Annotated in this window: 21 protein-coding genes and 1 pseudogene; 12 read left to right on the forward strand and 10 right to left on the reverse strand. The window is 42.0% G+C overall.

The window, feature by feature from the left end:
- Positions 1-203: 203 nt before the first annotated feature.
- Positions 204-1,133, reverse strand: a complete 930-nt coding sequence (locus AC1DO4_RS19325; RefSeq protein WP_477418787.1) for an AraC family transcriptional regulator — start codon at positions 1,131-1,133, stop codon at positions 204-206.
- A 156-nt stretch (positions 1,134-1,289) separates the two neighbouring features.
- On the opposite strand from AC1DO4_RS19325, the gene AC1DO4_RS19330 reads away from it, so the two are divergent.
- The gene (locus AC1DO4_RS19330; RefSeq protein ID WP_477418789.1) at positions 1,290-2,792 is read left to right on the forward strand and encodes an aldehyde dehydrogenase family protein; all 1,503 of its coding nucleotides are present in this window, start codon (positions 1,290-1,292) and stop codon (positions 2,790-2,792) included.
- A gap of 199 nt (positions 2,793-2,991) precedes the next feature.
- The gene (locus AC1DO4_RS19335) at positions 2,992-3,366 is read left to right on the forward strand and encodes a DUF779 domain-containing protein (protein WP_477418791.1); all 375 of its coding nucleotides are present in this window, start codon (positions 2,992-2,994) and stop codon (positions 3,364-3,366) included.
- Between the two features lie 547 nt (positions 3,367-3,913).
- Here the strand turns inward: AC1DO4_RS19335 and AC1DO4_RS19340 are convergent.
- Positions 3,914-4,336, reverse strand: a complete 423-nt coding sequence (locus AC1DO4_RS19340) for a secondary thiamine-phosphate synthase enzyme YjbQ (RefSeq protein WP_477418793.1) — start codon at positions 4,334-4,336, stop codon at positions 3,914-3,916.
- A gap of 311 nt (positions 4,337-4,647) precedes the next feature.
- Here AC1DO4_RS19340 and AC1DO4_RS19345 point away from each other — a divergent pair, with 311 nt between their 5' ends.
- The 5 genes from AC1DO4_RS19345 (at position 4,648) to AC1DO4_RS19365 (ending at position 8,772) form a co-directional block, all read left to right on the forward strand.
- A complete protein-coding gene (locus AC1DO4_RS19345) occupies positions 4,648-5,175 on the forward strand; it encodes an RNA polymerase sigma factor (protein WP_477418795.1) in 528 nt (175 codons plus the stop codon).
- 5 nt (positions 5,176-5,180) lie between these two features.
- Positions 5,181-5,999 (forward strand): zf-HC2 domain-containing protein, encoded by an 819-nt coding sequence (locus AC1DO4_RS19350; RefSeq protein ID WP_477418797.1) that lies wholly within the window; start codon positions 5,181-5,183, stop codon positions 5,997-5,999.
- Between the two features lie 15 nt (positions 6,000-6,014).
- On the forward strand, positions 6,015-6,866 hold the full coding sequence (locus tag AC1DO4_RS19355; protein ID WP_477418799.1) for a DUF4097 family beta strand repeat-containing protein: 852 nt from the start codon (positions 6,015-6,017) through the stop codon (positions 6,864-6,866).
- A gap of 10 nt (positions 6,867-6,876) precedes the next feature.
- Positions 6,877-7,689: a DUF4097 family beta strand repeat-containing protein gene (locus tag AC1DO4_RS19360; RefSeq protein WP_477418801.1), complete on the forward strand. Its 813-nt coding sequence runs from the start codon at positions 6,877-6,879 to the stop codon at positions 7,687-7,689.
- Between the two features lie 381 nt (positions 7,690-8,070).
- Complete coding sequence (locus AC1DO4_RS19365) at positions 8,071-8,772, forward strand: NUDIX hydrolase (protein WP_477405300.1); 702 nt, start codon at positions 8,071-8,073, stop codon at positions 8,770-8,772.
- Positions 8,773-8,872: 100 nt separating this feature from the next.
- On the opposite strand, the gene AC1DO4_RS19370 is transcribed toward AC1DO4_RS19365, so the two are convergent.
- Positions 8,873-9,820 carry a Smr/MutS family protein gene (locus AC1DO4_RS19370; RefSeq protein ID WP_477418803.1) on the reverse strand — a complete coding sequence of 316 codons (948 nt, stop codon included), beginning with the start codon at positions 9,818-9,820 and terminating at the stop codon, positions 8,873-8,875.
- A 140-nt stretch (positions 9,821-9,960) separates the two neighbouring features.
- On the opposite strand from AC1DO4_RS19370, the gene AC1DO4_RS19375 reads away from it, so the two are divergent.
- Both AC1DO4_RS19375 and AC1DO4_RS19380 read left to right on the forward strand, forming a co-directional pair.
- Complete coding sequence (locus tag AC1DO4_RS19375; protein WP_477418805.1) at positions 9,961-10,497, forward strand: DUF892 family protein; 537 nt, start codon at positions 9,961-9,963, stop codon at positions 10,495-10,497.
- 242 nt (positions 10,498-10,739) lie between these two features.
- Positions 10,740-12,620, forward strand: a complete 1,881-nt coding sequence (locus AC1DO4_RS19380) for a M1 family metallopeptidase (protein ID WP_477418807.1) — start codon at positions 10,740-10,742, stop codon at positions 12,618-12,620.
- A gap of 95 nt (positions 12,621-12,715) precedes the next feature.
- On the opposite strand, the gene AC1DO4_RS19385 is transcribed toward AC1DO4_RS19380, so the two are convergent.
- A complete protein-coding gene (locus AC1DO4_RS19385; protein WP_477418809.1) occupies positions 12,716-13,102 on the reverse strand; it encodes a YtxH domain-containing protein in 387 nt (128 codons plus the stop codon).
- A gap of 248 nt (positions 13,103-13,350) precedes the next feature.
- Positions 13,351-13,545 (reverse strand): cold-shock protein, encoded by a 195-nt coding sequence (locus AC1DO4_RS19390; protein WP_477406851.1) that lies wholly within the window; start codon positions 13,543-13,545, stop codon positions 13,351-13,353.
- Between the two features lie 274 nt (positions 13,546-13,819).
- Here AC1DO4_RS19390 and AC1DO4_RS19395 point away from each other — a divergent pair, with 274 nt between their 5' ends.
- A complete protein-coding gene (locus tag AC1DO4_RS19395) occupies positions 13,820-14,473 on the forward strand; it encodes an HAD family hydrolase (protein WP_477418811.1) in 654 nt (217 codons plus the stop codon).
- A gap of 90 nt (positions 14,474-14,563) precedes the next feature.
- Complete coding sequence (locus AC1DO4_RS19400; RefSeq protein ID WP_477418813.1) at positions 14,564-15,325, forward strand: hypothetical protein; 762 nt, start codon at positions 14,564-14,566, stop codon at positions 15,323-15,325.
- 1 nt (position 15,326) lies between these two features.
- Here AC1DO4_RS19400 and lysA read toward each other — a convergent pair whose 3' ends face one another.
- The 3 genes and pseudogenes from lysA to AC1DO4_RS19415 form a co-directional block, all read right to left on the reverse strand.
- A complete protein-coding gene (gene lysA / locus AC1DO4_RS19405) occupies positions 15,327-16,502 on the reverse strand; it encodes a diaminopimelate decarboxylase (RefSeq protein ID WP_477419023.1) in 1,176 nt (391 codons plus the stop codon).
- Between the two features lie 74 nt (positions 16,503-16,576).
- Positions 16,577-17,887 (reverse strand): aspartate kinase, encoded by a 1,311-nt coding sequence (locus AC1DO4_RS19410; RefSeq protein WP_477418815.1) that lies wholly within the window; start codon positions 17,885-17,887, stop codon positions 16,577-16,579.
- A gap of 692 nt (positions 17,888-18,579) precedes the next feature.
- Positions 18,580-19,872: pseudogene (locus AC1DO4_RS19415) on the reverse strand (DUF885 domain-containing protein).
- Between the two features lie 95 nt (positions 19,873-19,967).
- Between AC1DO4_RS19415 and AC1DO4_RS19420 the strand changes: the two are divergent.
- The gene (locus AC1DO4_RS19420) at positions 19,968-20,924 is read left to right on the forward strand and encodes a hypothetical protein (RefSeq protein WP_477418817.1); all 957 of its coding nucleotides are present in this window, start codon (positions 19,968-19,970) and stop codon (positions 20,922-20,924) included.
- A 92-nt stretch (positions 20,925-21,016) separates the two neighbouring features.
- On the opposite strand, the gene AC1DO4_RS19425 is transcribed toward AC1DO4_RS19420, so the two are convergent.
- Positions 21,017-21,379 carry a hypothetical protein gene (locus AC1DO4_RS19425; protein WP_477418819.1) on the reverse strand — a complete coding sequence of 121 codons (363 nt, stop codon included), beginning with the start codon at positions 21,377-21,379 and terminating at the stop codon, positions 21,017-21,019.
- A 90-nt stretch (positions 21,380-21,469) separates the two neighbouring features.
- On the reverse strand, positions 21,470-23,212 hold the full coding sequence (locus AC1DO4_RS19430; protein ID WP_477418820.1) for a serine hydrolase domain-containing protein: 1,743 nt from the start codon (positions 23,210-23,212) through the stop codon (positions 21,470-21,472).
- Between the last annotated feature and the right edge of the window lie 49 nt (positions 23,213-23,261).

Below are 23,261 nucleotides of genomic sequence, written 5' to 3' on the forward strand. Positions count from 1 at the left end.
GAAAGGCGAAAGGCGAAAGGCGAAAGGCGAAAGGCGAAAGGCGAAAGGCGAAAGGCGAAAGGCGAAAGGCGAAAGGCGAAAGGCGAAAGGCGAATCAACCAGGCAAAAACTTTTCAACCTTCGTCCTTCGTCTGAAAGTCCTTTGTCCTTGCTCCAAAAATCCTTTGTCCGAAAGTCTGAAAGTCCTTTGTCTAAAAAAAATCTTAATTAACCATTTTCAATATGCCGGCTTTATATAAGCTTGGTGTGGTGCCGGCAATTTTTCTGAAAGCCCGGCTAAAATAGTGCTGGTTATTAAAACCTGCTTTAAAACAAGCATCGGCAATGCTGCAGTAAGGGTTTCGTAAAAGCTGCTTGGCAAATTCTATCCGTTCCTTAATAATAAAATCAACCGGCGATATGCCCATTTCATGCTTAAAGGCCCTAAAGAAACTGGCCTTACTCATGTAGGCCATTTGGCTAAGGGCATCAATGTTCAGTTTTTCGGTAAGGTGACTTTTAATGTATTGCAAAATGTAGGCAAAACGGTTACCGGCCGATAGCTGCTGCAGGTTCTCTTTTACATGGCGCAGGTTTTGCATCTGCATAATGCGGATGAGCAACTCCTTGAGGGTGAGGTTGGCCAGTACATCTTTGGTGAGCACATCGCCGGTACTTATGCTGATGAGCTTGTTAATAAGTTGCGCCAGCTCATGGTTATTAAAAAAATGAAACTGCTGGTAATTAAGCTGCCATTTATCATTATTGGCACGCGGGTAATTCTCGTTCAAAAAATCAAGCGTACTTTGTATCTCCTGGTGGTTTATAGCCAGTGCCGTACACTGCGCCGGGTTAAGCTCAGATGCTTCCGGAAAATCGATGGTCATGGTAACGTTGGGCGGAACAATTACGGTTTCGCCGGGCAAATAATCAAAGCCTGGCTTATCAAACAGGTGCATTACTTTTTTGCCCCGCAGCATGCTGGTGATCACCAGGTCGCTAAAAGTGAGGGGCACAAGCTCGCTGCGCTGGTAAGTTTCGTAAATATTAAGCTCGCAGTGGTTCAAAGTATAAGCCTTACGGTTTTCTACAAGCGTTTGCAACTCCCTTTTGTCGCTTAGGGCAAACGGAGATACCAGGTTTCTCTCATTCATAATTGGCTTAATTTAAAACAAGTTAGGTATAGTTAATGATACTTTATAATTCAATTTTAAATTGAAACTATAATGCACCCAATTGATAGCATTGTGCAAATGATTGATATTATCGGTAGCTACCTTAGCTATACCAATTAAAAAACAAAAACCACTATGAGTATAACGCAAAGACCATCATTTAAGGATAAGTACGACAATTTTATTGGCGGTAAATTTGTTCCGCCCATTAAAGGAGAATATTTTGATAATATTTCGCCTATTGACGGTAAGGTTTTTACCAGGGCTGCGCGATCAACCAAAGAAGATATTGAGGCAGCGGTTGATGCCGCCACAGCGGCATTTAAAACCTGGAGCAAAACCGCAGCAACTTTGCGTAGTAACCTGCTGCTAAAAATAGCGCAGGTAATTGAAGACAACCTGAGTTACCTGGCCACAGTAGAAACCATTGACAACGGCAAGGCCATCCGTGAAACTATGGCCGCCGATTTGCCGCTGGTAGTTGATCACTTCAGGTATTTTGCCGGCGCCATACGTGCCGAAGAAAGCAGCATATCTGAACATGATGAGTTTACTGTGAGCATCAACCTACAGGAACCTCTTGGCGTGGTTGGGCAAATTATCCCCTGGAACTTTCCTTTACTAATGGCCACCTGGAAAATAGCGCCTGCACTGGCTGCCGGTTGTTGCGTGGTTGTAAAACCAGCCGAGCAAACACCAACCAGTATTATGGTGCTGATGGAACTGATAGGCGATATCCTGCCGCCGGGCGTGTTAAACATTGTTACCGGCTTTGGGCCCGAAGCCGGTAAGCCATTAGCTACTAACCCGCGTATCAGCAAGGTTGCCTTTACCGGCGAAACTACAACCGGCAGACTGATCATGCAATACGCCTCAGAAAACCTGATCCCGGTTACGATGGAGCTTGGTGGCAAATCGCCAAATATTTTCTTTGAATCTGTAGGCGATGCCGATGATGCGTTTTTTGATAAGGCTGTGGAAGGCGCAGTACTATTTGCCCTAAACCAGGGCGAAGTGTGTACCTGCCCATCGCGCATGCTGGTACACGAAAATATTTATGATAAATTTATGGAGCGCGTTATAGCCCGCACCAAAGCCATCAAAATGGGCAATCCTCTGGATTCAACCACCATGATGGGCGCGCAGGCTTCAAACGATCAGTACGAAAAGATTCTGAGCTACCTGGATATCGGCAAAAAAGAAGGTGCTGAAGTACTTACCGGCGGTGATGTACAAAAGCTTGACGGCGACCTTGCAAACGGGTATTACATAACGCCAACCATATTTAAAGGGCATAATAAAATGCGCATTTTCCAGGAAGAAATTTTTGGCCCGGTAGTATCTGTTACCACCTTTAAAACAGTTGAGGAGGCTATTGCAATAGCTAACGATACCCTTTACGGTTTAGGCGCCGGTGTTTGGACCCGCGACGCGCACGAAATTTACCAGGTACCACGTGCTATACAGGCTGGCCGCGTTTGGGTTAACTGCTACCACGCTTACCCGGCACATGCACCATTCGGCGGGTATAAAAAATCAGGTTTCGGCAGAGAAAATCATAAAATGATGCTGAACTATTACCGCCAGACAAAGAATATGCTGATCTCATATGATAAGAACAAACTGGGCTTCTTTTAGGCCCGGTAAGCTAAGGCTGCTGCAATTGTATTGGGTAATTGCAGCGCCTTTTAATACCAAAGAGGCTGTCTAAAAAAGTAAAGATTAATATCCCCTATTAAAAAGTGCAGCGGGTATGTTTTTTTAGCGCAGAATATACCCACTGCTATTTTGCAAGCCAACCTCTTAAAAAAGGATTATCCTTACAACCGTACCTACTATGACCAAAAGAGTTTCCATTACCCCCGAAGCCGAAAAGGTGATAGCTGAGCTAAAGGCGAAATTTGGGCCGCTGATGTTTCATCAAAGCGGGGGGTGTTGTGATGGCTCGTCGCCTATGTGTTTTGAAAAGGGTGACTTTAAAATTGGCAGCAGCGATGTAAAAATTGGCGAAGTAGCAGGCTGCGATTTTTTTATGAGCATAGATCAGTTTGAATACTGGCGGCATACGCACCTTACCCTTGATGTTACTCCAGGCAGGGGATCCAGCTTCTCCATCGAAATCCCGATGGGGATCAGGTTTATGATCCGCTCCAGGTTATTTACCGATGAGGAATTGAATGACCTGGAACCTGTTGAATATTTTGAATCGTGAAAATCTCAAACATTTATAAATAAGCCGGGTGATACCCCAGCAATCGCTTTTAAAATATTTAAAGGGTCAAACGCCAGAAAAATCTATTAAATGAACCTGTTTGGCGCAGCATATTGGCAAATAGCGATGGGTTTGAAACCTTGGGTGTTCGGAAGATTCGTCGTCTCTGACAGTAAGAGCCTTCGGCTCGATATATATTGTAACAACGGGTTGAAACCCGTTGAGAACTAATGCCATACATACGGAGTGCCATCGGCACGATGCATATCGATCTTAGGAAGTATTTACCATTTTGGATGGATTTATATGGACCGAACCTATGGTTCTTTTTTTCTGCTTTTTATAGCCAACGGATTAAAATCCGTTGTTACAATATAGGGTCGAGGCTACGCCTCTGGTAATTTTTTTAGCGTTGTGGGGAATGAAAATGAAGGATTATAAATCTTTCGAACACTCAAGGTTTGAAACCCATCGCTATGGTGAAAGTTTTAATTTAGCTTTAAAAGCGATTTCCCCTGGGTGATATCCGGGTAGTTTAATTCATCCCCTATTCGCCCCAGGCGGTAATAACCAGGTCGCGGCTGCCACCATAATTTCTATGCTCGCACAGGTAAATACCCTGCCAGGTACCGAAGGCAGGGCGACCATTGCGGATAGGCACCATTACCGAGCTACCCAGCATGGCTGCCTTTAAATGAGCCGGCATATCGTCAGATCCCTCATCATCGTGGCGGTAATCGGGGTCGTTTTCGGGTACAGCCTTGTTAAAATACATTTCAAAATCCAGGCGAACGGTTGGGTCGGCATTTTCATTAATGGTAAGCGATGCCGAAGTATGCTGGATAAAAACCTGCATCATCCCCACGCGCATGCCTGCTATTTGCGGTATGGCCTGTAAAACTTCGGCAGTAATTAAATGAAAGCCCCGTTTGCGATCCCGCAGGCGAAGAATTTGCTGGTGTATTTGCATGAGGTTAAATATATTCAGAATAGATGAAGGAGCAAAGATTTTTGGACTTTCGGACTTTCGGACAAAAGACTTTCAGATTTTCAGACGAAGGACTGTCAGACAAAAGATGTGTTTGACTTTGTCCTTCGACTGAACGTCCTTTGTCCTTTGTTTGAACGTCTTTTATCCTTTGTCTGAAAGTCCTTTGTCCTTTGTCTAAAAATCTACGATTTTTTTCTAATTTCCTGTAACCATTTTATTTTCCTGCTGTCTCCAATATATAAATTAAACCGACCGAGTCTTTTTTGAACGCATTGAGTGATAACACGATCATGCTCCGGGTAAAAGCCGGAGATCTGGAAAGGATGGGTTTGCTGTTCGAAAGGCATTACCGTTCGCTGTATGGCTTCCTGTTCCACATGACCTATCATCGCGAGGCCAGCGAGGATATGGTGCAAACCGTGTTTTATAAAATGCTGCGGTACCGTAACAGTTTTACCGGCGAAGGTGAGTTTATGGCCTGGATGTACCAGATAGCACGCAATGTACTAAAGGATGAGGTCAAAAAGAAAGGCAACATGCAGGGAACGCATTATGATGCCGCCGAAATGGCCGACAGGCTGCCCGGCGGCTCCAGCGCTGATGAACACCTGGAAAAAAAGCAGGCTAATGCGGGCTTATATACCGCGATGAAAAAGCTAAGCGATGATAACCGGGAAATATTAACGCTTAGCCGTTTCCAGGAACTGAAATACCAGGAGATAGGACAAATATTAGGCATAACCGAAGGGGCCGCCAAGGTACGTGCCTTTAGAGCCATGCAGGAATTAAAGGATATTTATACCAGGATGGAACGTTAAACAGGATGAAGATGAATTGTGAGCAATACGAGGAAAAATTTAGCGGCTATATAAGCGGGCAGCTAAGTGCTGCCGAGCGTGAAGAATTTGAAAAGCACATAACAGGTTGCGAAGGCTGCCTGCAGGAACTTACCGCCATACAACAGGTTTGGGATTTAATGGACGGGATAGAAGTACCACAACCCAGCGCCCACATGCCGGTAAAGTTTAAGGCTATGCTGGATACCTATAGGGAATCGGTTGAGGAGAAAAAAGAGGCATTCAGTATTACATATCAGCTGGCCCGTTTATGGCAATGGCAGCCCCGCTGGCCGCTGGCTTACAGTTTGCTTATTGTGCTCATAGGTTTTGGCTGCGGGTTCCTGGTTTTCGGCACCAGTACTGCCGGTAAGCAGGATGAGCAGTTACAGGCCCTTACCTCGCAGGTACATGAGCTAAAGCAAACCATGATGCTGGCCCTGCTGGAAAATCCTTCGGCATCTGAGCGCATCAGGGGGGTGAGCTATACCAGCGAGATAAGGCATGCCGATAAGGAAGTGATTAACGCCTTATTTGCCACGCTGAACAACGACCCAAATGTGAATGTACGCTTAAGCACGCTGGATGCCTTAACCCACCTTGCCGCGCACCCGGAAGTGAGGCAGGGGCTCATTCAATCTATCATTCAGCAGGATTCGCCGCTGATGCAATCGGCCATTGCCGATGTGATGCTTAAGCTACAGGAAAAAGGATCGGTAAATTCATTTAAACAACTATTAAAACAAAAGGACCTTAACCCTGGCGTAAAAGACAAGATAAGGCAAACCATAACACAACTCATTTAAAAAAAAGAACCATTTATGAAAACAACATTGATCACCGTTTTTACGGCGCTTGGGCTTTGCTTTGCCCAAACACTGGCACATGGCCAGGAATACAAGGAGCACATCAGCAAGCAATTTACTTTTGACAAAGGTATAGTGGTTGTGTACAACATATGGGGAAGCATTAATGTAGAGGGCTACGCAGGCGATAAGGTGTTAATGGAAATTGACCAAACTATTAAAGGTAAAACCCAGGCCGACGTTGATATGGCCAAAAAAGAATTTAAGCTGGGCTTTGACCAGAAAGCAGATAGCGTAATAGCTTACACTGCCGAACCATACGATACCCGCCCACACAATTGGGACCGTAATGACAAAGAGCACCACCGGAATTACATAGTACAACTGGAATACACCATCAAAGTACCTTTTAATATGAACCTGGCTGTTTCAACAGTGAACGACGGGCATGTTACGGTTAAGGATGTTTACGGCTCATTGAAGGTTAATAATGTAAATGGTTCTTTAGAGATCATCAACGCAAAGGGAACTACCGTTGCGCGTACCGTAAATGGCCCGGTAACGGTGAACTACCTGGCTGTGCCTCCCGGCGAATCATCATACCATACCATAAACGGGCAGATGAATATTACCTATCCCGCCAATCTATCGGCAGATCTATCGTTCAAAAGCATGAACGGCCAGTTCTTTACCGATTTCCCTGATGCCGAGGTAATGCCAAGCAAGGTGGTAAAAACCGAAGCAAAAAATGGTGCAGGTACTACCTATAAAATGAGCTCGAACTCCGATGTACGCATCGGCTCGGGCGGTAAACTCTTCAAATTTGAAACCCTTAACGGGAATATTTATATCAAAAAACAGCAATAATAAAGGTAACATGAAAACGATAAAGATTTTAAGTGTATTTGCAGCAGCCATACTATTAACCACCCGTTTATGGGCGCAGGAACAACTGGTTGTTCCGCTGAGCGACCCGGGTAAATCCTATAAACTAAATGTAGGTTTGATAGATGGCTCGATAACAGTAACCGGCTACGACGGCAAAACCATTATGGTTGAAGGACAGATTGATGAAAAGCGGAAAGAGCGTGAGAAAGAAAAAGAAAAGGTAAGCGGCATGCGCCGTTTAAACAGTAACGGTATGGATATCAGCGCCGATGAAAAAAACAACCAGGTTAATGTACACAGCAGCATGGGTAAATCCGTTAATCTCACTATAAAGGTTCCAAAATCTGCAGGCACGTTTAAAATATCAACCGTAAACGGGGGCGATATTATTGGCAGTAATCTTGTTGGCGAGCTGGAAGTAAGCAACGTGAACGGAAGCATCAAACTAACCGATATATCAGGCTCGGTGGTTGCTACTACGGTAAACGGTCCGGTAATCGTTAGCTTCAGGTCTATCGATCCGAAAGCAGCTATGGCTTTCTCTACCCTCAACGGGAAAATTGATGTAACGTTCCCCGCCGGTCTGAAAGCCAACGTGAAGCTAAAATCCGACCGTAGCGACATCTTTACCGATTTTGATGTAGTAACCGATCAGCATAAACCCAACGTTACCCGCAGCAATAAGGACGGCATGTACAGCCTTAAAATTGACGACTGGGTATATGGCAAAATAGCCGGCGGTGGTCCCGAAATCATGATGAAAACTACTTTTGGCAGTATTTATATCAGGAAGGCGAAGTAGGGAAATAATTTGAGAATTTGGTGATTTGAAGATTTGAAAATGATAAGAACCAATTAGTTATTAAAATCGGTGAAATCATCATTTAAAAATCGGCGAAATCGTTGGTAATTCTGCAAAAAAGACACATTGATTTTGCCTCGAATATTTCAATATTTTTTTTTCGAATCAGTTAAATATTTTTTCCTGGTATGCAAATATTAATACCGGGAAAATTCATTTTAGATAAAAGTGCATTAAACTGGATATAAGTGTTATTAAAACAAACAAATCTTCCCGGTTGTTTACATTCATGTACCAGATTGTTCTTACATTTTTCATTTAGTTCACATATATCAAATGTTATTTTATATTTGTTTTTATAACAAAAGTTCAAATTAAAAAATGCTTAAGTATTCCAAACAAACCAGGTTATTATTAGCGGTAGATTGCATAATTTTTGGCTTTGATGGGGAGGTTCTAAAAATATTATTGATTAAAAGGGGCTTTCAGCCCGAAAAAGGCAACTGGAGTTTGATGGGCGGTTTTGTGCAGAACGATGAAAGTTTAGACCAGGCTGCTAACCGCATTTTAAAACAATTAACCGGTCTGGAAGGCGTGTACCTTGAACAATTATACAGCTTTGGCGACCCGAATCGCGATCCTTTAGAGCGTACTGTATCGGTTGCCTATTTTGCCCTGATAGATATTCATAAATACGAAACACAGATAAGTGCCGACTACCATGCCGAATGGTTTCAGCTTAAGCGTGTTCCGAAACTGATATTTGATCAACAGGAAATGGTAGAGCAGGCACGTAAGCGCATCCGTTACAAAGCGGCTATGCATCCTATCCTGTTTGAGCTTTTACCTACCAAATTCACCATTCCCCAGCTACAGATCCTGTACGAAAGTGTTTTTAATACCACTATCGATAAACGTAACTTCAGCAAGCGTGTACTGGCTACCGGGTTGCTTATTAAACTGGCAGATAAGGATAAAGCTGGCTCCAAACGTGGCGCCTATTATTACCAGCTTAACATGCAAAACTACTACGCCAAGTTCCAGGCGTTTATGAATTTTATCCCCAACCCGGATACGTTGTAATAATTATATATAAAGATTAAAGTAAAAAACCATCTCCTTATGCAAAACAAGTACTTGCCTTGCATAAGGAGATGGTTTCGCCCTGCCTAATTTTATATTTTTATTTCAACATTACCTTAGTTGCCCCATAACCAAACTTCTCTTTCCTTGCATCCATAAAGGTTTGCACTTTAGGGTGTTTACTTAATACTTTTTGCAGTTCGTGCCGCAATGTACCATTACCGGCACCGTGTATAAAAGTTATATCGGGTAGTTGGTGTACAATAGCGGCATCAAGGGCTTTATGGAAATGCGCCAGCTGGATAGACAGCATTTCGCTGCTCTGCAAAAACTGGTAGTCGTCCCGCAGTTTTTCTATATGCAGGTCAACCTCGCTTACCGGTTTTTCAAATACAACCTTTTCCTCAGCAGGCTTAAAAAAGCTTTCCTTCAGTTTTTGGGCGTCTATCACCAACTCTGGTTCATCCAGCCTGATGATCCAGCCTGGCTGGTTTAATAAAGGCACCTGTTTTTTTGTTGTCGAAAAATCTTTCGCCTTAAATTTTTCTTTCACTACCAATGGCGCAGGTGGTTCAATATTTTGCTTCGTATTATAAATAATATGAAAAATAAAGGTGGGCCAAAGCTGCAGGTCGGCCAGCTGGGCAGAATAGATATTTTCTGATGACCGCGGCGCTATTACCCCGGAAAACTCACCTTTAAACACCTGCTGCTTTTCGGTACTGAACGCAGCAAGCAACTGGAACGATGTAGTATTCACCAAATGAAAATGCACTACCGATTGCGCCTTCGCATCTGCAACAACACCAACATAAATACCTTTTTTATCAAACTGCGATAAATCAATTGGTTTTTCCTCAGCAACAGCATTTTTTTTTGATCCGGCAGGCTCGTAACCATGTACAGTAGTAACCTTACTGGCTAGCACAGGTATCTCAAACTCGTCCTCGCCGGTAACGCCAATCATCTGGTCGTCGATGATACGGGTTATAAAACCTTCCATTTTTTCATCAACAAACCTTACAAAATCGCCTAATTTATATTTCATAACAGTACTTATCAGTGGGCAAAGTTAGTTTATCCATACACATTAAAACAAAATAAAACTTACAGGCTTCTTAGTGTACCCCACTTACCGGCTTATTGTAACGCCCTCCTTATTCTTAATAACGTTTTAATTATTATAACATGAATAATAATACCCGTAATACCTTAGAGCCTCATCTGTTAAAGCAGGTATTCATTCACAATCTTAACCGGTTATACTTTGGCAAATGCTACCTGGATAATAAACTTGAGCACATTATCAGCCTGGCTTCATTTAACAATTTAAAACTGGCTATAAATGAGTTTTGGGGGGATATAAAGAAACAAATAATCCGAATGGATGAAGTTTACATTTACATGAACGAAATACCCTCCGACAAAAATTGTAACCCTTTAAAAGCTATCGTTAAAGACCAGTTTTGCCTGGATGAAAAGCCGCCTATGACTATTTTAAGCGACTTTGATATCATTATGTACATTCAATTACTGGAACATGTAAACATCACATCATGCCGGATGCTAATAATGATAGCCAACTTACTGAAATACGAAAAGGTAAATCAGTTGCTTACAGAATGCCTGGATGAGTCAACAGATAATGACCACCTGTTCATGATTATATCAAAAGAATACCTGACTGAAAATCAATGTGTATATCGAAATTTCCTTAAAAAATAAGGCCATCCACAAAAAGCGGATGGCCCAAATATTAGTTATTTAATACCCCTATTAAAATAACTTGAACAAATAAAAAAAATATTTTCCATACTTCCAAAACATTTACCCTTAATTAAACGGATGTTACACTTTTGTTACCAAAAACTGACCAATAAGTAAGTATATTGGTTTTTTAATTTATTTTGTAACTTTTTATTCTAAGAAGCATCTTTACATTATCCAGGCAACAATTTATTTTAACTATGAACATGATCAAACCCATTATGCTAACCGCATTATCCTGTTTTGCGCTAATGCAGGTACAGGCACAAAACTTGTATATGCCGCGCGATGTACAGAAAGCTTTTAATAAAGGAACCCGGCAGGCAGATGGCAATCCAGGAAAAAAATACTGGCAAAATCACGGCGTTTACAGCATTACTATTACCGCCCTGCCACCAGATAGAAATATAAAAGGCACTGAAACTATAACTTATGAAAACAACAGCCCGGATACGTTGAAAAGGCTTAACATGAAGCTGATACTGAATATACACAAACCGGGGGTGGCCAGGTTTGGAGATGCCAGCCCTGATTACTTAACATCAGGCATCCAGTTTGATAAATTTTTAGTTAATGGCGAACCCGCAAAAATAAATGGGGCCGGAGCATCAACCAATATGGCGGTTAGCTTAAATAAGCCACTGGCGCCACATGAGCAGGTAAAATTAGATATTGACTGGCATTTCCAGATCTCGCTGGAAAGCGGCCGCGAGGGAATGATTGACCCAACCACTTATTACCTGGCTTATTTTTATCCAAGAGTATCTGTTTACGATGATTATAATGGCTGGGACAGGCTTCCGTTTTTAGATGCCCAGGAATTTTATAATGATTTTAATGATTATACACTTACTGTAAATGCGCCTAAAAACTATATTGTATGGGCTACCGGCACCCTACAAAACCCTACAGAGGTATTACAGCCCGAATATGCTAAACGCCTGGAAGCATCAATGACCAGCGACTCGACCATACATGTAGCTACAGCTACCGACTTGGCTAAAAAGAACATTACAGCACAAAAAGATCAAAATTCATGGATCTGGAAAGCTAATGACATCAGCGATATGGCTGTTGGCATGAGCGATCATTATGTATGGGATGCTGCCAGCGCCATTGTTGATGATGCCACCCACCGCAGGGCCAGCATGCAAGCTGCGTTTCAGGATAGCGCGGCCGATTTCCATCACGCTGTACAGGCCGGTCGGCACTCTTTGAGCTGGTTATCGCGCAACTGGCCGGGGGTACCTTACCCTTTTCCTAAAATGACCGCGTTTCAGGGATTTGCAGATATGGAATACCCAATGATGGTGAACGACAGTCATACCGATGATATTCAGTTTTCGGCCTTTGTACAGGATCATGAAATAGCGCACACGTATTTCCCCTTCTACATGGGTATTAACGAAAGCCGTTACGCCTTTATGGACGAAGGCTGGGCGACTACTTTTGAACGCCTGATAGGTACAGATGAAGTAGGAGCCGAAAAAGCTGATCAACTTTTTAAAGACTTCAGGATCGACAGGTGGATCCATGATCTCTCAACATCCGAAGACCTGCCAATTATTACCCCATCAAGCGAGTTAAGGGCTGGTTACGGTAATAACGCTTACGGTAAACCGGCATTAAGCCATTTTGCTTTAAAAGACATGTTGGGCGATGAATTGTTTAAAAAAGCGTTACATGGTTATATGGACCGCTGGCATGGCAAACACCCTATCCCATGGGATTATTTTAACTCCATGAGCAATCTATCGGGCCGAAACCTTGACTGGTTTTTTAACAACTGGTTTTTCACCAACTATTATATCGATCTTGATCTGCAAAAGATAAACAAAGTTGCAGGCGGCTATACAACCAATATAAAAAACACAGGTGGCTTTGCCGTTCCGTTTGATGTTAAGATCACTTATACCGATGGTACAACCCAAACTGTTCACCAAACACCCGCTGTTTGGCAGAATAATCAGAAACAGATCCTGGTAAACCTTAAAACCGCTAAAACCATCAAAACAATAGCATTAGATGGCGGTATATTTATGGATGCCAATGAAAAGAACAATACTTTAGAGGTTAAATAAAACAACAATACCCATAAAACAAAAAACCAGGCATCATGGCCTGGTTTTTTGTTTTTTAATATAGTACTAAATATTAGGTAGTGTAGTACTAAAAATTATGCGTTTTGGATAGAATTATTCCAATCATTGGCAGTGCCTTTTACTTTTGTTTTGGCATCATTAACAACACTTTCTGCTACTTCTTGTGCCTTGTCTGCTGCATCTTTAGCCTTTGATTTTGCCGAATCAATTGCATCGTCTTTGTAATCGTAAAGGTCACTAACGGTGCCATTAAATTTTGTTTTTGCCTTTTCAAAAGCGTCATTAATGCCGCTCGCTGTTGATTGCGCTTTGGTTTTAGCTGTATCTACAAGGTCATTTATATAATCTGCAATATCGTCTCTCAGTTCACCACCTTTTTCGGGGGCCAACAATAAACCTAATGCAGCACCCGCTGCGGCACCAACTAATAGTGCAGCTATAATTTTCGCTTGATCTTTCATTTTTTGCGTTTTAATGTGATAATTTAACCTATACTACAACAAACAACAACAATGCCAGTTTTGGGAAAGGCTAAAAGAAACAAGGAATAACTTTGGATGATGGCTTAGGCCGTTTTAGAACATGGGTGAAAAACAACCCTGAAATACAAGTAATCAATTACAGCGTAGCAAAATGACTAATAACTGATCATAAAAAAAGGCATCCGCTTAAAAGCGGATGCCTGGTATGCTTAATGATTATATTATACTTAGATAACTTTTACATTTACCGCATTTAAGCCTTTTCTGCCGTTCTCTACTTCAAACTCAACTTTATCATTTTCACGGATCTCATCGATCAGGCCTGTTGAATGAACAAAAATGTCTTGACCACCGTTTGTAGGTGTGATAAATCCAAAACCTTTTGTCTCATTAAAAAATTTTACTGTTCCTTCTTTTTGCATTATTTTATTTATTAAAGGCGCCAATTTAGGCAAATTTTTTACAAACTATAACAGTGTCAGGTCAAATAAAAAACGTTTGATTTGGAAGTTTGATGGCGTGAAATCTTTAAAATTGATTTGGCGAAAGGTAATTTAATGATTTTGAATGCTTTAAAAAACAGGTCGATTCAATTAACACATCTTCAAATTTTCAAAATATATTGAATAAGCGCCCTTACTTAATTTTTAGTTTTATTAAATTGTAAGTTTGCGCCAGAATCAAAAAAACACATATATGAAGGCCTTTATATTCGACCTTAATGGCACCATGATCAATGATATGCCTTACCATACCAAAGCCTGGCAAACACTTTTAAATGATCAGCTGGGTGGCGCCTTCACCTGGGAAGAGGTAAAAAAGCAGATGTACGGCAAAAACCCCGAAGTATTGGTAAGGATGTTTGGCCCTGACCGTTTCACCATGGACGAGATGAACGACCTATCCTACAAAAAAGAAGAAAGATACCAGCAGGAGTTTTTACCTCACCTGGCGCTTTTGCCCGGCTTGCAGGAGTTTTTAGAAGCCGCATATCAAAAGGGTATACCTATGGCTATAGGCTCGGCGGCTATCCCTTTCAATATTAACTACGTGCTCGATAACCTTAATATCAGGCATTACTTTAAAGCAATAGTAAKCGCCGATGATGTGGTATTAAGCAAACCACATCCCGAGACTTTTTTAAAAGCGGCGCAACTTTTAGATACCATACCTGCCGATTGTATTGTATTTGAAGATGTACCCAAAGGTGTTGAGGCTGCCGCCAACGCGGGGATGAAGGCTGTTGTGTTAACAACTACACATGAGCAGTATGAATTTGAAAAATTGCCCAACGCACTCCATTATGCTGCTGATTTTAATGATGATTATTTTAAAGGGCTGTTAGTTTAATTTATATCCCCTGTTATTTATCTGGCAGATTTGCGTATTATTGATAAAGGTTTACAATATGTAACCCTTACACCTAATCTCCCGCCTCTTATGAAAATAAAATTTTACCTGCCTGCATTACTCGTTCTTAGTATATTAAGTTCATGTAGTGATCATGTTTACGGCCCTGCTTTGCACCATAGCGACATAGCCTATATGCCCAAACCCATGTCAATGGATAGTACAAAATCGGCCACTTATATTTCGGGTGCGCTGGTGCTTGATTATAGCCCCAACTTTAATGACCAGCTTACCAGCGGGCAGCTTAATATAAGCCATGCCAATACCTTTAAAAATTTTAACCTGGCTTATGGGGCTTTTACCTCGCTGGGTAATTATGCTAATAACGATCTGCAGCCCGCCGATCCATTTTATTTTAAGAATAAGTTTTTTGGCGCTGTTGGCGGCCGGTTATCGGGTAACTTTTTTATCAATAATGATAGCCGTACAGATATCAGGATAATTGGTTTTGAAGCTGCTTATAGCCACGAATTTGGCGACTATGCCCGTTTCAGGAAGGCAGTAACAGGTCAGCCAAATTTTTATACCGATACCCGTACCGATCTTTTCACCGGAGGCCTAACCAGCGAAATTGTGTTTCATGGCAGAAGACCAAACACGCAGATGGGTTTCAGGATATTTGTTGGCGAAACATTGGGTAACGACAATATTTACAACAATAGCAATAATGATTACATAAGTTATAAAACGCCTACTTATGTAGCTTTCTCCTATTTTGTGCAATTTCAGCAATATTTTGCAGTTATTGAGGGCGGCACTTATGTACAGTTCAGGGTGGGCCTTAAGTTTTAGCCTACTCCGAATAAATGCTTCCAACCCTATCGCGCAGGTTATAGCCCGATGCCATAACCTCGCCATATGCGCCTGCTGTGCGTACTGCAATCAGATCGCCACGGAATGATTCGGGCAGGTCAACATCTTTCTGAAAGCAATCTGTACTTTCGCATATGGGGCCTACTACGTCGTATTTTAAATCGGTTGCCGGTGTTTCATTTTGAATTTTGAATTTTGAATTTTGGCTTAAATTCTCAATTTGATGATAAGCCTGGTAAAGCATCGGGCGAATCAGTTCGGTCATACCGGCATCCAATACCAGGAAGTTTTTCTTTTTACCGTTTTTAACATACAACACCCTCGATATCAGCGACGCGCTTTGGGCTACCAGCGCGCGGCCAAGCTCAAAATGCACTTCCTGGCCAGGTTTTACGTTCAGGAAGCTTTTAAATACCTGGAAATAGTTTTCAAAATCGGCAATGTTGGTATCGGGGCTGTAATAATCTACGCCCAAACCACCGCCTGTGTTCAGTACCTTAACCGGAAAACCATGATCCTCAAACCAATCCTGCATTTCATTAATACGGGTACAAAGGCTTTTATAAACCTCCAGATCGGTAATTTGTGAGCCAATATGGAAGTGGATACCTAAAAACTGCAGGCTGGCGCATTTGCGCAATGCAGTGGCCACATCGGGCAGCTGCCATATATTAATACCAAATTTATTTTCGTCGAGTCCCGTTGTGATAAAATGGTGCGTATGCGCATCCACATTAGGGTTGATACGGATAGCCACATTGGCCTTTTTACCTTTGACGGCTGCCAGCGCGTTTATTACTTCAAGCTCCTGTACCGATTCCACATTAAAGCAAAAAATATCGGCATCAAGGGCCAGGTTTATTTCCCTGTCGGATTTACCTACACCTGCAAAAACCACCCTGCCTTTGTCAAAACCATGATCAATAGCAGCCTTCACCTCGTTTCCGCTCACACAATCGGCACCAAAACCAAAAGACTGGATCATATCCAAAACCTTAGGATTAAAATTGGCCTTCATAGCATAATGCACATGAAAACCATGCTTAGCCGAAGCATCACGGCAGGCATCCAAAGTTTGGCGCAATACCTCCATATCGTAATAATAAAAGGGGGTATCCAGTTGCTGAAATTTATTTATGGTATTGGTATTGAACATGGTTAGAAAAGTCAAAAATCAAAATTAAAAAGTCAAAAAGGATAAATCCGAAACCGAACATCCCAAATGCGAAATCAAAACAGCCTGTTATGCAAACTCCTCAAAGTTTCCACCTTATCGTCGGTTTTTACCAGTAATGACAGGTTATGATCACTACCGCCGTATGATATCATCCTCAAGGGAATATGTTTTACAGCCTCAAGTACACGGGCCGCATAGCCATGCTTTTCGGCGCCAAAATCGCCTACTACACAAATGATGGTATGATTTACATCCAGCTCTACAGAGCCAAATGCGTTAAGTTCGCTGGTGATCTCGCCCAGGTAAGTAGTATCATCAATGGTTAATGAAACGGCCACCTCGGATGTGGTGATCATATCAATAGATGTTTTATAACGCTCAAAAACCTCAAACACCTTCCTCAAAAAACCATGTGCCAATAGCATCCTGCTCGATTGGATCTTTATAGCCGTAATGCCATCCTTCGCTGCAATAGATTTGATCTTGTCCTTCTCACTGGTGTTGGTGATCAGGGTACCCTGGGCCTGCGGGTCCATGGTATTAAGCAGGCGCACCGGGATCTTATATTTTTGTGCCGGAAACACGCTTTGCGGGTGCAATATTTTGGCTCCAAAATAAGCCAGCTCGGCTGCCTCATCAAATGATAGCTGGGCAATAGGCTGCGTACCTTTTACAATCCGCGGATCATTGTTATGCATTCCGTCAATATCAGTCCAGATCTGTACCTCTTCGCTGCGGATGCCGGCACCTATCAGCGATGCAGTGTAATCGCTGCCACCGCGGCGCAGATTATCAATCTCGCCAAAGGCATTGCGGCAAATAAATCCCTGGGTAATAAATAAATTAACTTCGGGATGCTTATCTAATAAAGGACTGATCTTTTCGGTGATATAATCAACAATAGGCTCGTTATCCTCATCGATCTTCATAAAATCCAGGGCAGGCAGCAATACCGATGGTATTCCTATCTCTTTCAGATAAACGTGGTATAATGTAGTAGATAATAGTTCGCCTTGCGCCAGTATCACCTTCTCTTCAACAGCAGTAAACTGGTCATTAGCCAGGTTGCTGAGCAACGCAAAATGATAGTCGATCACTTCTTTGCCTTGTTTTAAATATTCGGGATCGGCAAATAATTCCTGGATGAACAGTTCGTACTTATCTTTCAGGATACCGATTAGGCCAACAGCCTTCTTCTTATCGCCCGTTAAGTAAGCCTGACCAATCTCCACCAGGTTATTTGTAGTACCAGACACTGCCGAAAGTACAACTATCTGTCTTTCTGCAGGATTAATAATGTCGAGCAGGTTCTTCATACGGGCGGGGCTACCCACTGATGTACCGCCAAATTTTAAAACTTTCATTGCTATTTTCGTTAACCTAAAATAAGGGCACTACTGTACCTTTATTTGCGGCGCTAAAAATAGGATTTTAAAATACTTATAACTAATTAAATTTGGCAAGCCCCGCAAACAGTTTTCACCCTGTAACTTATGACAGACGGCATTAGCGATAACGACCATTTACCGGCTTGAATACATGTGTTACCAGCGTTAAGCTGCTTTACTTTCCAAACAGCAAGAATTTTTTATGACAGGTTTTGCATTGATAGCTCTGTACCGGCAACCAAAACAATAAAGTCTTAATTAATAACGACCGGTGTACCCTTTGGCCTGTATTGTTGTGGCATTTGGTACAAGCCTTCAACTTAATTCGCTTTTTTGATGAACTTATTTCTTTTTCAACCATGTTTATTTGCTTAAAGGGCGGATGCATTTTTGATGCCAAAACACAATAGGATAGCTAAAAACAAAGTTGTGGCTTCTTCTGGAAAAGACAAGGTTTTTTTCATGCTCTTGTGATTTTGATAAAGGTTTTGTACAATAAATTAAGCCGTAAAAATAAATCGCCATATAGAAAACTACAATATCACTTTATGGTCCAATTTAGCTTTACTGCGCTAAACAAACTAACTACAGGTTAAAATTGTTTTAACTAAATTAAAAAATGCCGGCTCTCCCCTGTTTTTCGAAATTCACCATTCAGTAACACATCCTTATTCCCTAAACACATTCTCCTTTACCAAAAACAAAGGCAACGATCCATGATCCAGCACCCGCGAGTGGAAATCTCTGATATTAAAATCTCTGCCTTGTTTTTTCTGCAATTCCTCTTTCCAGTGTAGTATTTGCAATGCGCCGTATTTGTAGGTAACCACCTGTGCGGGCCAGCGGCGTATGCGGGCTATTTCGCGCATGGCAATGTCATCCTGGTTACGGATATGCGTCTTCCAGAAAACAAGGGCCTGCCCATCCGTCCATCCGTAATAGTTTAAGCCAACATCAAGGGGTACCCGTACCGAACGTACAATATCCCACTCCCATTTACCCAGTTCATCATATGGGGTTTGGTAAACGCCTAACTGTTTGCCCAGCTCTTCGGTATAAGCTGCCCAGCCTTCGGCAAACCCCATATAATAAAAAAGTTGCTGAACGGCCGACGTTTTGGTCTTACGTTCGATACTTGATTGATAGTGGTGCCCCGGCACCGCCTCGTGGATAAACAGCCAATCGTACTGGCGTTTGTTGTAAGGCTTATCAAAAAGGTTATAGTAAAAAGTGTTATTATCATAGTAACCAGGCGTTTGCGCCAGTTGTTTACTTTCACCGGCTTTGATTTTTTAATCTGGTATCACCAAATCATTAAAAAGCTTTGGCAGATTGCTGTAGATGACGGCCCTGGTATGTTCAAAACTTTGCTGCACAATTTCAGGATCGCTTTCAAAAAATTCAGGATCATTTAAGTGTTTGTAAAAAGCATCATCACTTAAACCGCTTTGCTGCCGCACCGCTTCAATATGCTGCTGCACCCTGTTTACCTCGCTAACCCCGAATTTATAGATCTCATCCGGCGTTACATCGGCGTTTACCCATCGTTTTAACAAATAGGCATACCAGGTTTTGCCATTAGGCACGGTAATGATTCCACCCGCCGAAATTTTTTCGGGTCGGTGCCTCACCCATTCCTGCTCCAAAGCCAGCCGTTCCAGGTTGAGTCTGCATTCGTATTTAATCAATTGGTAATCTATTTTTTGGGATGGATTTAACGCTTCATCCTTATAATTTGATAAACCGGTATTGGCCCAATTAAAAAATTCCTGCTGCTTTTTTATACTTTCTTCGGTGCCGATGTGTTCCAATCCGCTTACATAGTTTAACTCCAGTTGCGGAAGGTTAAGGGCTTTGTAGCCACTCACAAATTCGCTGCTAAAAGCATCGAATTTCTGCTGACCACTGGCAGGAAACAGAAATATCATTAAAATGCCTGCGAAAAGCACCAGTGTCTTCATAATTGGATTGCGAATAATTACAGTTATAAGCTTCGATGTTAATTTTTTACCGATGTTACAAAACGTGCCTTTAAATAATGTAAATTGTAATCACCATGCATAAACTCACAGTTATATTTTTGTTGATATTTATCTGCGATAAAGCCATCGCACAAACCTACCCTGATTCTCAATTACCCACCGATACACCAAGGCTTTTTGCCAAAGGCATACTTACCGATGGTTTAAGCAATCGTGATTTTACTATTTCACCTAAAGGCGACGAGATTTTTTACACGCTGCAACAGCCTCGTTTTGTAAACAGTACAATTCTTCATATGGTTAAAAAAGATGGCAAATGGAGCAAACCCGAAGTAGCTTCTTTCTCGGGCCGGTACCGCGATCTGGAGGCTGCATTTGCGCCGGATGGACGGACCATCTATTTCTCGTCCGACAGGCCATTGAAGGATGGCGCCACCAAAAAAGATTTTGACATATGGCGGGCAATGCGAAATAACAATGGCGTATGGAGCGAGCCCGAGAATTTAGGTAATATGGTTAACTCTGGCAAAAATGAGTTTTACCCCAGTATAACCCGGAACAATAACCTGTATTTTACAGTGGAAGCAGATTATGGCAAAGGAAGCGAAGATATTGTGGTTTGCAAATCAACCGCCAATGGCTACACCAAACCCGAAAACCTGCCCGAAGATATCAATACCAAATATGATGAGTTTAATGCCTTTATTGATCCGGATGAGCAGTTTATTTTGCTTACTTCTGACGGCCGGCCCGACAATCTGGGTCGTGGCGATTTGTACATAAGCCATAAAGATAAGGCCGGTAACTGGCTGCCGGTAAAACATCTGCCCGCGCCTGTTAACTCAACCGCCATTGATTATTGCCCCTTTGTAACCTGGGATAAAAAATATTTAATATTCACCAGCAGCAGATTAAATGCAGAATTAACCAACGGAAAAACAAAAACTTATCCACAATTGAAAAATTTGCTGAGCGATGCGGGAAATGGCTGGGATGATATTTATTGGGTAAGGTTTGAAGAAGGGTGGTAGGATTGTAAAAAAGAAAAGTCATGCTGAACTCGTTTCACTGTTGCTCGGGGAAATAAATTCGGCATGACTACGTACCTTGAGAAATAATCGGCTTACTTTTTCTCTTCAACTCTTTTTAATACCGAGTGGGCCTTTGAACCATTAACATCCAGATCTACAGTTGTTGAATCGCCATAAAACTTACCGGTATGCGGAATATCCATTCCACCAGTACTAACGCTGAATGAGAAATCAGCACCTGTTATCTTACCGTTGTTTAGGGGCACATCGCCATCAGGCGTAAGGGCAGTACCGGTTAATTTATCGCCATCAATTTTAAAATTGTAAAGCAATGGGTACTCTGTGCCGCCAATTTCAACTTTCCCGGCCCATTTGCCGTTTAAATCGGCAATGGCTGCAAGGCATACCATAAAACAGCTAACTAATAACGCAGTTGTAAATATTTTTCTTTTCATAACATAAATTTGTTCATAACTAAGATAAGATGTTTTTTACTAAAATATGTTACCAATAAATTATTAAAAAGTTATTATCAACACAATAACTTATTTAACAATTACGGCTTTCAATATATAATTTTCCATGATCTTCTCGGGCTGCCAAACCCTCCGATTTCTAAAATTTGCCGATGTAATAACCACCACCAACTGATATTCCGGAACTATAAAAATGTATTGCCCGCCTGCCCCACGCGCTTCTATTGAATTGATGGTTTTTCCATTTACCAGATAGTGGTAATGCCACCACAAAAAGCCGTATTCATTTTTCTCGTTATGATTTTCAAGCATCAGGTATTTTTTAAAGGATGCATCAACCCAATTTTTGCTGATGAGCTGCCGGTTTTTCCATTTGCCGCCATCGGCATAAAGCAACCCAAACTTTAACATATCGCGGGGCCGCAGGTGCATGCCGCCGCCGAAGTATGGTCTGTTGAGCTGATCGTCAAAAATGATATAGTTATTTATACCTAATGGCTCAAATAAATTACGATCAATAAACAGGTCAAGCGGTTGTTTCACCACGGTATCCATAATCACCCCCAACAGGTAGGGATTGGCCGAACTATAGTTGGCATGTGTACCGGGATAATTGATCATCGGCGCCTCAACAACTGTTTTAAGCCAATCGGCAGAGTTTTGATATTCATCTTCTGATGCCACCGACTTCCTGTCGATCCCGAAATCAATGGCATCCAGCCCCGAACTCATCGTAAGCAAACTACCTATGCTGATGGCTTGTTTCCGTTTATCATTATCGGCTGCATGTTTATACTGTACGGGTAAAAACTGAACCAGCTTTTGGGCGGTATCCTTCAGCAAGCCTTTGTCTATAGCTATCCCCACCATAGCCGATGAAATACTTTTTGATGTCGACCGCAGGTCATGCACCGTGCTTTCATCAAAACCATTAAAATACTGCTCGTAAACAAGCTTTCCGTTCCTGCTGATGAGCACACTATGCGTATTGGTGATCTTATTGGCGTTGATGCTATCCACCATCAATTTTAAATAGCCCTCATCAAAACCGGCAGTTTTCAAACCGCTAACCGGCAAGCCGTCTTTCATATCAACAGGCACATTGCCGTTAAAAGGCAGTTTAGGAGCTTTGCCTGATAGATCCCAATCCTTAACAGACCGGTGCAAGGTAACGCCGGTAACAGGTAAACCGGCTATTTCGGCTTGCAAGGTAATAGCATCCTTAAACAGCTTACCTTTAAATTTTAAACCGGTGCGGAAATCCCTGAACCGGACGCTATCGGCATTAAGCGTTAAGCCACCGCTGGCAAAGCCCGAAAAACGGGTATCGCCCAGGAAAATATAGGCTTCATATTTGGTCGAGTCGGTATTTTCTACATCGATGTAAAACTCTGGTTTAAGATCGGGAACAAACAAAATATTCCACTGGCCGGTATAGCTATTAAGTGCCTGTGCTTTTAAAACTGTATGGTAACTCCATTGCACCGAGCGGATGAACAGGCGCACCTGCTTATCCTTTATTGCTCCTTTAATGGCCAGGTTACTATCAACCTTAACCTCGAAATTATTATTGGCCGACAGTTTGAATTTTCTTTGGATCGATTTCCCCGAAGATGACAACTGTAAAATATAGTTGCCGGGGCCAAGCTTTTTTACCGCTACGCTGATGCTGAAATTGCGGGGCTGAGTTAATAACCCTTCCCAATGCCCTTCATATGGTTTCATGCCGATCTGGCCAAAACAATTGCAGCTCATGAGCAGCATCAATACTATTGCGGGCAACCTGTTTTTAAAATACTGGAGTAATAACATGGTATATATTTTATAGCACAATAGTAAGTGCTTAAAACCCTTCAAAATA

It is taken from the genome of Mucilaginibacter sp. P5_A6 (assembly GCF_056400585.1).